The following is a 13904-nucleotide window of genomic DNA, read 5'->3' as shown; positions in this document are numbered from 1 at the left end:
GATGCGGGGTCCGGCGGCTTACGCGGGCACCAGCCGCCCGGCCGTCATCCCCAGCCCCTGAGGCGCGACCTGCGCGCGCATCTCGGCGTCATGCGTCACCAGCAGGATCGCCTGCGGCAACCCTTGCAGGATCGCGACCAGCCGCCCGGCATTCTCTTCATCCAGCGCATTGGTCGGCTCGTCGAGCAGCAGCACCTCGGGCTCCATCGCCAGCACGGCGGCAAGGCTCACCAGCCGCTTTTCGCCGCCCGACAGCCGGTGGGTGACCCGGTCCTTCAGGTGCATGAGGTCAAGCCGGGTCAGCACCGCCTCGACCTGCTCCATCGCCGCCGCGCGCCCGAGCCCCAGATTGAGCGGGCCGAAAGCCACGTCCTCGGCCACGGTCGGGCAGAACAGCTGGTCGTCGGGGTCCTGGAACACCAGCCCCGCCCGGCGGCGCACCTCGTGGAAGTCGGGCTCGGCCCGGCGCGCCTGCCCGAAGGCGCGGATCTGCCCCGATTGCGGGACGAGAAGCCCCACCATCAGCTGCAGAAGCGTCGACTTGCCCGACCCGTTCGCGCCCGTGATCGACAGCCGCTGGCCCGCCTCAAGCGTCAGGCTGGCGCCCTGCAGAATCGCGGGCCGGCCGGAATAGCCGAAGACGAGCCCGTCGAGTTCAAAAAGCGCCATGGGCGACCTCGGCGGCAATCATCGCGATCAGCACCGCCCCCAGCCCCGCGCCGAAGACCGCATCGCGGGGGCCGTAGGCGAAGGCGGACAGGACCGGCATCCGGCCTGAAAAGCCCCGGCATTTCATCGCCGCCAGCACCCGTTCGGACCGTTCGACCGCGCGGACCAGCAACATGCCGACCAGATAGCCCAAGCTGCGATAGGTGTGCCAGGACGTGCCCGGCCGGAAGCCCCGGACCTTCATCGCCCGGCGCAGCCGCAGGTGTTCGGCGCGCAGCACCTCGATATAGCGGATGGTGAACAGCAGCAGATGCACCAGCCTCTCTGGCGTGCCCAGCCGGTGCAGCGCCTGCCCCATCACCGCCGGTTCCAGCGTGCCCGCCAGCGACAGGAGCGCCAGCACCACGGCGTTGGCGGTCAAGAGGATCTCGGCCGAATGGACAATCCCCTCGCGCGAGGCGGCAAATCCCCAAAGCGTGAAGACAGGATCGCCGGGCGTGGTGAAGGGCAGCATGGCGATCAGCAGGAAGATGAACCCGTCCATCGCCGCCATCCGTCGAAGCGTCGGGCCGACAGCCCGCCCCGACAGCACCATCACGGCAATGGCAAGGATCAGCGCGGCCAGCAGCAGCGGCAACCAGGAACAGGCGACGGTCACACAGGCAAACCCCGCCGCCCCGATCAGCCGCGCACGGGGGTCGATCGCGTCAAGCGCGGCGCCCTCCGGCCCGGCGCGGTCCTGCATCAGGATATCGGACATGCCCCTAGGCCTTCAGACGCCGGCGCGCGGCGATGTAAAACCCGAATCCGAAGAGCCCCGCGATATAGCCGATCCCGCCCAGGATCGACTGCAGGTCGTTCTGCTCGCGATAAGCCGCGATCTCGCGCCTGAGCGGACGCATCTCGTCTCGGACGATCTTGGCGATGGCGGCCTTGTCGGCGTCGCTCAGCCCCGGTGCGGCGGCCGCAGTCGCGGCAGGCCCCGGGCCCAGCGGGAAAGTGGAGGGGTTGCCTGCCATCCCGGCCGCGCCATCGGCTTCAGTCGGGGCGGCGGCCTGCCCGGTTTCCGCTGCGGCCCGGGCGGCGGGGCTGTCGAGGATCGCGGCGACCTCCTCGGCGCTCATGGTGAATTCGGCAACATGGCCCGCGCCCAGATCGGCGCGGAAGACATGGGCGACGGCGGCGGTGGGGCGGTAGGTGAAGATGCCGTCGCCATCGGTCCGGGTCCCGCCCAGCCGCGTGCCCGCCGGGTCGAAGACCTCGACCAGGGCATCGGCGGCCATGTCGCCATTCGAAAAGCCGATCTCGCCCTCGATCAGCGCGCCATCGGCATAGGCCCCGCCAACCACCTTATGGGCCAGCGCAGGCAGCGGCGCCATCGCAAGCGCCAGCATCAAAGCAAGGGGACGGATCATCGTTGAGGTCCTTGAACTGTCGTGAAGAGGTCGGGCTTCACCTGGGCGGCAAGATAGACGGCGGCGGCGGTCAAAAGGCCCTCGACCGCCATCACCGGGATATGGGCCAGAAAGACCAGCCGGGCGGCGGGCAGGAAGGCCTCGCCCGACAGCGCCAGCGCGAGACCGACGCAAAGCGCCGTCAGCGCGATGGCCAGCGCCCCGCCCATCCCGGCCCAAAGCGCCGCGATCCGGGGCGTGCCGCGCGCAAGGCCCCGGCGGCAGAGGTAATGGACGATCACCGCGGGCAGCGCGATGTTCAGGGTATTGACCCCCAGCACCGTCAGCCCGCCGAAGCCGAAGAAGACCGCCTGCAGCAAGAGCCCCACGAAGAGCGCCGGAAAGGCGGCCCAGCCAAGCACCAGCCCGGCCAGACCGTTCAGGATCAGGTGCACCGAGGACGGGCCGATAGGCACATGGATCAGCGAGGCCACGAAGAAGCTGGCCGACAGAATCCCGGCCGCCGGGGTCTTTTCCAGCGTCAGGTCGCGCAGGCCGCGCGCCACGCCCCCCGCCGCCAGCACCGCGCCGCCGATCACCACGGGCGCCGCCAGCGCCCCGTCCACGATATGCATGGGCCTGCCCCTATTTCAGATCGAAGGCGCGGATCCAGAGCACCGCATCCTGGCTGAGCTCCTTGCCGTCATGTTCGGTATCGGGGCCCACGCCCAGCGCGGCAAAGCCCCAATAGCCCGCCTTGGGCACGCCGAAGGTGAAATAGCCGTTCTCGTCCGACACGGCGACGATGGCGCCGCCCGGCAGCGGCCCGGCGGTCGCGGGCTTGGGCGCGCCCGTCGCCATGTCGGGCTCGGCCGCCATGTATTCGATCTCGATCTCGGCGCCCGCGACAGGCTGGCCCGCCGACAGCACCCGCCCGGTGAAGGTCGATCCCGCGATGACGTTATAGGGTTTGACCAGCGGCACGATCTCGGTCTTCAGCCCCTGCGGGCTGTCCCAGTCGGTCGGCATCTGGCCGCGATTGAGATAGGTCTTGGTGATCTGCTGGATATAGATGTCCTCGGACTCTTCGTAATAGGGCGCGGGCACCGTCACCAGCACGTAGTCGCCCATCCGCTTGACCGGCAGGCTGCCATCCCAGGCCACGGCCTCGTTCGTCGGGCCGCGGAAGACCGTCTGGCTGAGCGTCGCGTGAAGGTCGATCTTTTCGCCGCGATGGATGGCGTAGAATTCCAGCGGTTCGCCCATGTCCATGACCGGGCCGCTTTCCTGCGGGTGCCAGAAGATCAGCTTGACCGGAACGTCGCCGGGCGCGTCGATCAGGCTTTCTTCGGTATAGGCCAGCTGGAAATGCGCGGCGGCCACCCCGGGAACAAGGGTCAGCGCCAGCGCGGCGGTCAGGAGATTGCCGTGGAAGATCAAGGTCGTTGCCTTTCAACAAGAGCGGCCGGACGGGCCGCGGGTGAAAGGACGAGGGGAGGAGAGGCTCGAACGGGCCGCAACGCAGCCGATCCGGGCCAGACGCGCACCCCGGCGTCCGGTGGAAACCGCCTCCCCTTGCGGGAAAACGGGCGGCCGGCAGGTCTCCTGGCTCGCGGGTCTCAGCTTGGCTGGCCTTCCCGGGGGTCATCCCCAGTGGCGTTCTCAGCCGTGCTCGCCGCTTACAGTTGCGGGGGCAGCCGCGGACTTGCCCCTTGCGGGGGCGCACCGCGTTCCCATTTCACGTCCGGACCCTTGGGGCCCGGGCGAACCGGTCACGGCTCCGTCATTGCAAGCGGCTCGGGCCTTGTCAATCGGCGCGACCGCCGCGGCGCGGCGCGGGTTTGACGCGGCCGCCCCGCCCGCTAATCTGTCCCCGACACGCGCAAGGAGCCCCCATGACCGACGAGACCGTCCCCGATACCGCTGCCGACGACGCCCGCCATGCCAGCAAGATGGCCAGGAAGAAGGCCGCGCGCGACAAGATCATGGCCGGCAAGAGCGGCGAGAAGGGGCTGATCCTCGTGCATACCGGTACCGGCAAGGGCAAGTCCTCGGCGGGGTTCGGGATGATCCTGCGCTGCATCGCCCATCAGATGCCCTGCGCCGTCGTCCAGTTCGTCAAGGGCGCCTGGGATACCGGCGAGCGGCGGCTTCTGACCTCGCATTTCGGCGATCTCTGCCAGTTCCATGCCATGGGCGAGGGCTTCACCTGGGAAACCCAGGACCGCGCCCGCGACATCGCGGCGGCCGAAAAGGGCTGGGAGAAGGCCAAGGAGCTGATCCGCGATCCCGCGATCCGCATGGTGCTGCTCGACGAGATCAACATCGCGCTGCGCTACGGCTATCTGGATCCGGCCGAGGTTGTGGCCTTCCTGCAGGCCGAGAAGCCGCCTTTGACCCATGTCGTGCTGACCGGCCGGAACGCCCCCGAGGCGCTGATCGAGGCCGCCGATCTGGTCACCGAGATGACGCTGGTCAAGCATCCGTTCCGGTCGGGCATCAAGGGCCAGCCGGGGGTCGAGTTCTGAGCCGCGCTTGACATCCGGAAAGCCCCGTCCGACACCCCTGCCGAACGCCGCAGGAGCCCCGATGACATCCCACAGGACCCCGAGCCCGCCTTCCGACCTGCCCCCCGACGATGCCGCGCCGCCGATGCCGGAGATCTCGGTGCCGATGCTCGACCCGGCCCCGCCGCGCCGGGCGAAGGCACTGATGTTCCAGGGCACCAGTTCGGATGTGGGCAAGAGCCTGCTGGTCGCCGGGCTCTGCCGCGCCTATGCGCGGCGCGGCGTGAAGGTGGCGCCCTTCAAGGCGCAGAACATGTCGAACAACGCCGCCGTCGCCGCCGACAGCGACCTGCCCCCCGGCCCCGATGGCGTGGCCCCTCCGGGCGAGATCGGCCGGGCCCAGGCGCTGCAGGCAAGGGCGGCGGGTCTGCCTCCCTCGATCCACATGAACCCGGTGCTGCTGAAACCCCAGGCCATGGTCGGCTCGCAGGTGGTGCTGCGGGGGCGCGCGCTGGGGAACTGGCCCGCGCGCCATTATCACGAACTCAAGCCGAAGCTCCTGCCCGCGGTGATGGACAGCTTCAACCGCATCGCCGCCGAGGCCGATCTGGTGCTGGTCGAGGGCGCGGGCTCGGGCACCGAGACCTATCTGCGCAAAAGCGACATCGCCAACATGCGCTTTGCCGAGGCCGCCGACCTGCCGGTGGTGCTGGTCACCGACAACGACCGGGGCGGGGCCATGGCCGCCGTCGTGGGCTCGTGGCTGCTGCATACCGAGCCCGAGCGGGCGCGCATCGCGGGCTTTCTGGTGAACAAGTTCCGCGGCTATTTCTCGCTTTACGACCCGGCCTGCCGCAGCATCACCGAGATCACCGGCTGGCCGCTTCTGGGGGTCGCGCGCTGGTTCGACGCGGCCTCGCGCCTGCCCGCCGAGGATGCGCTGGCGCTGGAACGGCCCGCTTCGGGCACCGGGCAGGGGCTGGTGATCGCGGTGCCCCATATCGCGCGGATGGCCAATTTCGACGATCTCGACCCGCTGTCGGCCGAACCGGGCGTCGATCTGCGCTGGGTCCGGCCCGGCGAGCCCATTCCGGCCGAGGCCGATGTCGTGCTGCTGCCGGGCTCGAAGACCACACGGCCCGCGCTCGACTCGATCCGCGCCAACGGCTGGGACATCGACATTCAGGCGCATCTGCGCCGCGGCGGCCGGGTCGTGGGCATCTGCGCGGGGTTCCAGATGCTGGGCCGCACCGTGCGCGACCCGCAGGGCCTCGAAGGCCCGCCGGGCGAGACGCCGGGGCTGGGGCTTCTCGACATCGAGACCGAAATCGGCCCCGAAAAGCGCCTGGCCGAGGTCGCGGCCCTCGACACCGTCAGCGGCGCCCGGATCACCGGCTACGAGATGCATATGGGCGTGACCCGCGGTCCGGGCCTCGACCGACCCTGGATGATGCTGAACGGCCGACCCGAAGGCGCGCTGTCGGCCGACGGACGGGTGATGGGCGGCTATGTGCACGGGATCTTCGGCGCCGACGGGTTCCGGCGGCACTGGCTGACGGCGATGGGCGGCCGCGCCTCGGGGCTTGACCATGCCGCCCGGATCGAGGCCACGCTGGAGGCGCTGGCCGACCAGCTCGAGACCGATCTCGATCTCGATGCCCTGCTGACGCTGGCCCGATGACCGCCCGGCGCCTCATGGTTCTGGGCACCGGCTCGGACGTGGGCAAGAGCCTGCTGGTCGCGGGGCTCGCCCGCGCCTATGCCCGGCGCGGTCTGACCGTGGCGCCGTTCAAGGCGCAGAACATGTCGAACAATGCCGCCGTGACGGCGGATGGCGGCGAGATCGGCCGGGCACAGGCGCTGCAGGCGCGCGCCGCGGGCGTGCCCCTGTCGGTCGACATGAACCCGGTGCTGCTGAAGCCCGAAACCGATATCGACTGTCAGGTCGTGCTGCGCGGCCGCGTGCTGGGGCGGCAGTCGGCCAGCGCCTATCAGGCGCTCAAACCGACCTTGAGGTCCGAGGTCGTGGCCAGCCTGAACCGGCTGTCCGAAACCCGCGATCTGGTGCTGATCGAGGGCGCGGGCAGCGGGGCCGAACGCTATCTGCGCGCGCAGGACATCTCGAACATGGGCCTTGCCGAGGCCGCCGACCTGCCCGTGGTCCTGCTGGGCGACGAGTCCCGCGGCGGCGTGACCGCGGCCGTGACCGGGCATCACCGGCTCTGGACCGAGGCCGAACGGGCGCGGGTCGCGGGCGTGGTCGTGACCAAGTTCCGCGGCGATCCGGCCGTCTTCGCCCCCGCCGCCGCCGAGATCCGCGCCGAAACGGGCTGGCCGGTGCTGGGGCTTTTGCGCTGGTCCGAGGCCGCGCGCGCCCTGCCAGAGGAAGATTCGCTGGGTCTTGGGCGGCGCGATGGCCGGGCCGGTCGGCTGGTGATCGCGGTGCCCGAACTGCCCCGGATCGCCAATTTCGACGATCTCGACCCGCTGGCAGCCGAACCCGAGGTGGACCTGCGCTGGCTGAAACCGGGTCAGCCGGTGCCGGGCGATGCGGATGCGGTGATCCTTCTGGGGTCCAAGACCACCCGTGCCGCGCTCGATGCGGTGCGGGCCGAGGGCTGGGACATCGACATCCGCGCCCATCTGCGCCGGGGCGGGCATGTGCTGGGGCTGTGCGCGGGCTATCAGATGCTGGGCCGCGTCGTGCGCGACCCCGAGGGCATCGAGGGGCCACCGGGCGAAACGCCGGGTCTTGGGCTTCTGGACATCGAAACGGTCATGACCGGCGACAAGCGGCTCGTGGCGGTCGACGCCCGGGACATGCTCAGCGGCACCCGCGTCACCGGCTACGAGATCCATGCCGGGCGCGTCTCGGGGCCGGGAACCGCCCGGCCGTGGCTGAGCCTCGACGGTCAGCCCGAAGGCGCGGTCTCGGCCGATGGCCGGGTCCGGGGCAGCCATGTGCATGGGCTGTTCGGCGCCGACGGGTTCCGCGCGGCCTGGCTTGCCGCGATGGGCGCGACCGCCGCCGAGGCTGGCCCCGACCGGGTCGAGGCTGCGCTCGACCGGCTGGCCGACGAGATCGAGGCCGATCTGGACCTCGACGCGCTGCTGGCGCTGGCACGCTGAGCCCCCTGCGCCCGGCGCCCGCCGGACGTGACCGACGCTTGCGAACCCCGGCCGCCGCCCGTATCGGAAAAGGCACGAGCGGACCCGACCCAGAGGAGATCGCAGGTGAGCAAGACCCCCCATGGACGGGCGCAGGACCTTGGTTGAGCGGACCGGGACGACAGCCCCGCCCGCGCGGCTGGGCGCCCAGATCCGCGACACGCTGGGCCTTTTCCGCAGCTCGGGCTTCGGGCGGCGGGCGGCGCTTCTGGTGGCGGCGCTGGTCGGCGTGATCGGGCTGACCGCCTATATGCAGATCCGGCTGAACGCCTGGAACGAGCCCTTCTACGACGCCCTCACCCGCAAGGACATGGCCGCCTTCGTGACCCAGCTTGGGGTCTTCGCGGTGCTGGCGGGCGTCCTTCTGGTGCTGAATGTCAGCCAGCTCTGGCTGGACCAGACCATGAAGCTGACGCTGCGGCGCGGGCTGTTCCGGGCGCTGGTGCGCGACTGGATGGCGCCGGGCCGCGCGCTGAGGCTGTCGCGGGCGGGCAAGATCGGCGAGAACCCCGATCAGCGGTTGCAGGCCGATGTCGACCAGCTGGCCGATCTCAGCGCGGCGCTGGGGATCGGGCTGTTTCAGGCGACGCTGCTTCTGGGGTCGTTCATCGGCGTGCTTTGGCAGAAATCCGAGGGGTTCACCCTGAGCTTCGGCGGCCAAAGCCATGAAATCCCGGGCTTCATGGTCTGGTGCGCGCTGTTCTACGCGGTCGCGGCCTCCTGGCTCAGCTGGCGCGTCGGCCGGCCGCTGGTGGCGCTTCGGGCCGAGGAATCCGCCCGCGAGGCGGTCTTGCGCTTCGATCTGGTCCGGATCAGCGAGGCCGCGGGGCGGATCGCGCTCGAACGCGGCGAGCGGGCCGAAACTTCGCGGATCGAGACCAGCTTCGCGGGCGTCGTCGGCATCGTCGAGGCGGTGATCCTGGCCACCGCCAACCTGACCTGGGTGACGGCGGGCTATGGCTGGTTCACGCTCGTCGCCCCGATCCTGGTGGCCGCGCCCTTCTACTTCACCTCGGACATGAGCATCGGCGAGCTGATGATGGTGGCGGGCGCCTTCACCCAGGTGCAGGGATCGCTGCGCTGGTTCGTCAGCAATTTCGCCGTGATCGCGACCTGGCGCGCGACGCTGTTCCGGGTCACGAGCTTTCACCGCGCGGTGCTGGCGGTCGACCGCGCCGAAGCCGCGGCCGAAGCGGCCGGGCCGCGGATCGACCGGCGCGAGGACGCGGGCCGGATCGAGATCGCGGGGCTGCATGTCGTGACCCCGCAGGTTGGGGTCCGGCTCGATCCGCCCGAGGTGATCGTCGGCCCCGGCGAGAGGGTGCTGCTGCATGGCGGCTCGGGCTCGGGCAAGACGCTTCTTTTCGACACGCTGGCCGGGCTCTGGACCCGCGCCGAGGGCCACATCGCGATGCCCCCGCCCGATCGGGTGATGTACCTGCCGACGCGGGCCTATGTGCCGCCGGGGCGGCTCGATCTGGCGCTGTGCTACCCCGAACCGGCCGAGCGTTATGGCCATGACCAGATGGTGGCGGCGCTCGACGCGGTGGGGCTTGGGCATCTGGCCGCCGCGCTGGGCGAGTCGGGGCGCTGGGACCAGCTGCTGGGCCAGAGCGACAAGCAGTGTCTGGTCTTCGCCCGGGCCTTGCTGCGCTGTCCCGACTGGCTGGTGATGGACGATGTGCTGGACCAGCTCGACCCGGAGGCGCTGACCCGGATCGAGGCGCTGTTGCAGGGGCGGCTGGCGCGGCTTGGGGTGCTGGGCATCGGCGACGGGGCCACGCCCTCGCCGGTCTTCGGCCGGGTGGTGCAGATCGTCGCCGAACCGGGCAGCGCCCGGCACGGGGCCGGGACCGCCGCCCCCTGACGCAAGGCCCGGCCCGACGGTGCCACTCTTGACGTTACGGAAACTTGTGGAAACCACACGCAAGGAATGAGAGGATCGAAGGCATTCAACCCTGGGAGGACCAAATGCTTGCTCGATCCGTCTTTTCCGCTTTCTTGCTATCCGTCGCCGCGCCCCTCGGGGCCCAGACCGTCTATGTCGATCAGGGCGACAGCTGGACCGGCGCGCTGCGCTCGGCCTTCTACACCCAGGATCAGGGCTCGCGGATCATGCCGCTGGCCTGGATGCAGGCGCTGACCGGGCCCGACGGGACGCCGTTCCTGGCGGACAGTCTGGCGCGCTACGGCTATCTGCCGATGCCCGACCGCGACGACGACGCAACCCTGCCGGTCGGCTTCACCACCAACGAAAGCGCGGACGGCACCGCCATCGGCATGACCTGTGCCGCCTGCCATACCCGCCAGATCGAGGTCGGCGGCACCGCTTACCGGATCGACGGCGGCCCGGCCATCGTCGATTTCCAGAGCTTCCTCGCGGATCTCGATGCCGCCGTGCTGGCGGTTCTGGCCGATGACGCGGCCTTCGACGCCTTCGCCGACAAGGTGGCGGGCGGCGATGGCGACCGCGCCGACCTGCGTGCCGAGCTCGAGACCTGGAGCAAGCGGTTTCACACCCTCATCGCGGGCTCGCTGCCCGATCCGGCCTGGGGTCCGGCCCGGCTGGATGCCGTGTCGATGATCTTCAACCGGTTGACCGGGCTCGATCTCGGGGCGCCCGAAGACGCCTATCTGATCCCCGAGAACATCCTGATCGCCGATGCGCCCACGCGCTATCCGTTCCTGTGGAACGCGGCGCGCCAGGACATGACCCAATGGCCGGGCTTTGCCGAGAATGGCAACGACCTTCTGGGGCTCGCCCGCAATCTGGGCGAGGTTTATGGCGTCTTCGGCGAGTTCCACCCGACGGCCAAGCCCGGGCTTCTGTTCGACCGCGACTATGTCACCGACAATTCGGCGAACTGGGAGGGGCTGAAATCGCTTGAGGACGCGATCTGGAAGATCGGCGCGCCGCGCTGGCCCTGGGCGCTGGACGAGGATCTGGCCGAGCAGGGCCGCACCGTCTTCGACCGCGCAACCGACCAGGGCGGCTGCGTCGAGTGCCATGGCAAGAAACAGGGCGCGTTCCGGTCGATCTTCCATTCGACCTGGGCCACGCCGATCCTGCCTGCGGGCACCGACGAACGCGAATGCGAGATCCTGACCCGCACCGCCAAGACCGGCGTGCTGGAAGGCGCCAAGGTGCCGCTGTCGGGCAAGACGCTTGGCGCCGAGGCCGCCGCCTTCGACCTGCTCGGGCTGTCGGTGATCGGGGCGATCATCCAGCACGCGACCGGTTTTCGCGCGACCGGCGACCTCGCCTCGGCGGCCCACGCCGATCTTGCGACCGATGAGGACTTCATGGGCAGGTTCGACGACCTGCGCGGCGCCTTCCCGACCAGCGGACCGGATGGCGTCACGCTTGAAACGGCGGCCCCGGCCTGCGCCTACGAATCCCGGGTGCTGGACGGGATCTGGGCGGCCGCGCCCTATCTGCATAACGGCTCGGTCCCCACGCTGCGCGATCTGCTGACCCCGCCCGCCGAGCGTACCGCCGCCTTCACGCCCGGCCCTGCCTATGACATCGACGCGGTCGGCATGGCCGCCGGGCAGACCGCCTTCGACCACGTGATCGAGACCACCGGCTGCGACCAGATCAGCTCCGGCAACAGCCGCTGCGGCCACGATTACGGCACGACTCTGAGCGAGGCGGACAAGCGCGCCCTGCTGGAATATCTCAAGTCGATCTGAGGCCCGAGCCCCGGGACGCGCCCGCCGCGTCCCGGCCCCGCCACCTTCCTCCCGACGACCGGCGCAAGACTGGCCAGCAACCCTGCGCCGCGGATCTCTGCGCCCGACCGACTGGCCGACCGGGACTGCAGCGACGTCAAGTCCCCGGCTGCGGCGGCGATCGCCATTGACAACCGGAACGCGACAAACAAGCAACATCTTCGCCGAATTGGAATCATCCAGCCATTTTGGATCGCTCACCTCTAGCCACTTGAAAATACGTCATTTCCGATTCTCCGGGACCGACCGGCCCGGCGCCAGCGCGCCCCCGGCCGGGCGCGACGACGCCCACCCTGCCCCCGGGTAGGGAATTATCCACGTTTCGAAGAGAGAATTTTTTGGACTTTCGGCGACTTTTCGCCGACAGTTAACGCGGCGCAATCGGAAAGGGGAACCATCCGGCCTCCCTGGCGCCACACAAACAATCAAGGGCGTCTTGTCGGGGCGGCCGCCTGAAAGGGGCTGGCACGTCACGGGGAAGGTGCGCGCGAACGGGGCGAGAGCGGTTGTGTGTAGACTGACTGGGTTTTGGGGGCTGGTGACAGCCTACTGGGTCTCCTCCCGCTGGAAAGAGGCCTGGGTCCTCACCGTCGTGGTCTTCGGACTGACGACGCTTCTGAGCAAGGCCAGCGTCTGGGTCGCGACCTCCAGCGCCGATTTCCTTGCGGCCCTGGCCAATTTCCACCGCGCCGAGGCGGGCGTCGACCCGGCCGAGGTGCTGCTGACCGCCGCCGCGGCCCTGGTCGGGATCTACGCCGCGCGGGCCTGCGGCGTCGCCTGCCGCCACTTCCTGTCCACGACGCTTCACCGCCGCGCCCGCGCCTGGCTGGTCGGCCGCTTCGACGCGGCGATCCTGGCCGACGAACGCATCGCACTCGATCTGATGAGCGACCGCAGCGAAACCGAACTTGGCGCCCGCCTGCCCGATGCCATCGACCAGCGGATCGACGAATGCTCGATCGGGCTCTATGGTGGGCTGATCGGGCTGACCATGGGGCTTTGGGGCGCGATCACCTCGGTCTGGTTCGTCTCGGCCGCGATCCTCGAACGCAGCCAGCCGGTGCCGCAGCTCGACCGCTGGGGCGCCTCGGCCAATGCCTGGATCGAGGCCCAGTTCGGCCCCGCCCTCGCCGCCCGGGTCGATCTGGTGCCCGGCGCCCATGGCACGGCCCTGCTGGTTGCCGGGCTGATCCTGCTTTACGTGCCCGCGATCACCTGGATCGCCTGGCGCCTCGGGCGCATCCTCGAACGCCAGAAGCTGCAGCGCCAGCGCCGCGACGGCGCCTGGCGGGGCGAGCTGGGCGGGCTTTTGCACCGGGTCGGGCAGATCGCCGCCTCGCGCGGGGAACGGGCCCAGCGCCGGATCAATGCCCGGCTTTATGCAGCACTCGACAGGACCTGGGGCCGGCAGAACGGGCTTGGCGCGGCGATGATGCTGTTCACCGATCTCTACAACTTCCTGTCGCACCGGCTGCTGGCCTATCTGCCCGCCCTGCCCGCCTTCATGGCCGGGCATATGAGCTTCAAGACCTTTGCCGCCAGCAGCGAGCTGACCGCCGGGCTGATCGGCGATCTTTCGTGGTTCATCAACGTGATGCCAGAAATCGCGACGCTGCGCGCCAATGCCGGGCGGCTGACCGAACTGGCCCGCGCGGTCGAGCGCGTGCGCGCGCGCCAGGACTTCTATGCGGAAACCGGGATCAGCCGCTTCGACCGGCGCCGCGACGCCCGGGGCGCGCTGGTCGAGATCCGGGATCTTGCGCTCTGCCATCGCGGCCACGATGCCGAACCCTTCCTGACCGTGCCGCGCCTGCGGCTCGACCGCGGTGACCGGATCTACCTGCGCGGAGCCAATGGCTGCGGAAAAAGCAGCCTGCTGAAGGCCGTGGCCGGGCTCTGGCCCTATGGCGAGGGCCGGGTGGCGCTGGCCGGGGGCGCGCGGATGTTCTTCGCCGGGCAGGAACCCGACCTGCCCGAACGGATGAGCCTCAAGACGCTGGTCTGCTATCCCGAGGCTCCCGAGAAGCACGGCGATCTGGTGGTGGCCCGCGTCCTCTACCGGGCCGGACTGGGGCAGTTCATCACCTCGCTCCATCACGACCTGCATCACGGCAAGACCTGGCGCACCGTGCTTTCGGGCGGACAGAAACAGCGCCTCGTGCTGGCCCGCATCCTGCTGACGCGCCCCGATATCCTGCTGCTCGACGAGGCGACTTCGGCGCTCGACGCAAACGCTGCGGTAGATTTCCACGACGCGCTGTGCGAGGAATTGCCACGGACCGCGGTGATTGCGGTGCTGCATGGCGAAACCGCGCCCTACGGCCCGGACGGCCGCCCCTTCTATGCCGCGGTGCTCGACATCGCGGGGGGCGTCGGACAGGTCCGTCCGGTGCTGGCGCCGGGTCTGGCCGCCGCCCGCCACGCTGCGGAATAG

At 69.9% G+C, this 13904-nt stretch carries 11 protein-coding genes and 1 riboswitch; of the genes, 6 read left to right on the top strand and 5 right to left on the bottom strand.

The features are described 5' to 3' along the window. Window positions 1-18: 18 nt before the first annotated feature. The 5 genes from DSD19_RS17545 to DSD19_RS17525 are packed head-to-tail and all read right to left on the bottom strand — an operon-like array spanning window position 19 to window position 3503. Entirely contained in the window at window positions 19-669 is a 651-nt protein-coding gene (locus DSD19_RS17545; RefSeq protein ID WP_113670535.1) for an energy-coupling factor ABC transporter ATP-binding protein, read from the bottom strand. Next, entirely contained in the window at window positions 656-1429 is a 774-nt protein-coding gene (gene cbiQ / locus DSD19_RS17540) for a cobalt ECF transporter T component CbiQ (RefSeq protein WP_113670534.1), read from the bottom strand. Before cbiQ ends, DSD19_RS17545 begins: the two co-directional genes overlap by 14 nt. Window positions 1430-1433: 4 nt before the next feature. Next, complete coding sequence (locus tag DSD19_RS17535) at window positions 1434-2084, bottom strand: cobalt ABC transporter permease (RefSeq protein WP_165828169.1); 651 nt, start codon at window positions 2082-2084, stop codon at window positions 1434-1436. Continuing rightward, window positions 2081-2698, bottom strand: a complete 618-nt coding sequence (gene cbiM, locus DSD19_RS17530) for a cobalt transporter CbiM (protein WP_075785568.1) — start codon at window positions 2696-2698, stop codon at window positions 2081-2083. Before cbiM ends, DSD19_RS17535 begins: the two co-directional genes overlap by 4 nt. A gap of 10 nt (window positions 2699-2708) precedes the next feature. After that, on the bottom strand, window positions 2709-3503 hold the full coding sequence (locus tag DSD19_RS17525; RefSeq protein WP_237399934.1) for a DUF4198 domain-containing protein: 795 nt from the start codon (window positions 3501-3503) through the stop codon (window positions 2709-2711). 137 nt (window positions 3504-3640) lie between these two features. Continuing rightward, window positions 3641-3851: riboswitch (cobalamin riboswitch) on the bottom strand. 107 nt (window positions 3852-3958) lie between these two features. On the opposite strand from DSD19_RS17525, the gene cobO reads away from it, so the two are divergent. The 6 genes from cobO (at window position 3959) to DSD19_RS17495 (ending at window position 13904) form a co-directional block, all read left to right on the top strand. Beyond that, entirely contained in the window at window positions 3959-4591 is a 633-nt protein-coding gene (gene cobO / locus DSD19_RS17520; protein ID WP_075785567.1) for a cob(I)yrinic acid a,c-diamide adenosyltransferase, read from the top strand. Window positions 4592-4736: 145 nt separating this feature from the next. Beyond that, on the top strand, window positions 4737-6251 hold the full coding sequence (locus tag DSD19_RS17515) for a cobyric acid synthase (protein WP_113670574.1): 1515 nt from the start codon (window positions 4737-4739) through the stop codon (window positions 6249-6251). Beyond that, window positions 6248-7699 carry a cobyric acid synthase gene (locus tag DSD19_RS17510; RefSeq protein ID WP_113670533.1) on the top strand — a complete coding sequence of 484 codons (1452 nt, stop codon included), beginning with the start codon at window positions 6248-6250 and terminating at the stop codon, window positions 7697-7699. The genes DSD19_RS17515 and DSD19_RS17510 overlap by 4 nt, the downstream gene beginning before the upstream one ends. Before the next feature lie 139 nt (window positions 7700-7838). After that, complete coding sequence (locus tag DSD19_RS17505) at window positions 7839-9605, top strand: ABC transporter ATP-binding protein/permease (protein ID WP_165828168.1); 1767 nt, start codon at window positions 7839-7841, stop codon at window positions 9603-9605. Window positions 9606-9739: 134 nt separating this feature from the next. Then, on the top strand, window positions 9740-11431 hold the full coding sequence (locus DSD19_RS17500) for a di-heme-cytochrome C peroxidase (protein ID WP_243628096.1): 1692 nt from the start codon (window positions 9740-9742) through the stop codon (window positions 11429-11431). 577 nt (window positions 11432-12008) lie between these two features. Then, window positions 12009-13904, top strand: a complete 1896-nt coding sequence (locus DSD19_RS17495; protein WP_133260462.1) for an ATP-binding cassette domain-containing protein — start codon at window positions 12009-12011, stop codon at window positions 13902-13904.

This window comes from Rhodovulum sp. BSW8 (genome assembly GCF_003314725.1).
Classification (GTDB): domain Bacteria; phylum Pseudomonadota; class Alphaproteobacteria; order Rhodobacterales; family Rhodobacteraceae; genus Rhodovulum; species Rhodovulum visakhapatnamense.
This window is presented reverse-complemented; position numbering and strand designations above follow the sequence as displayed.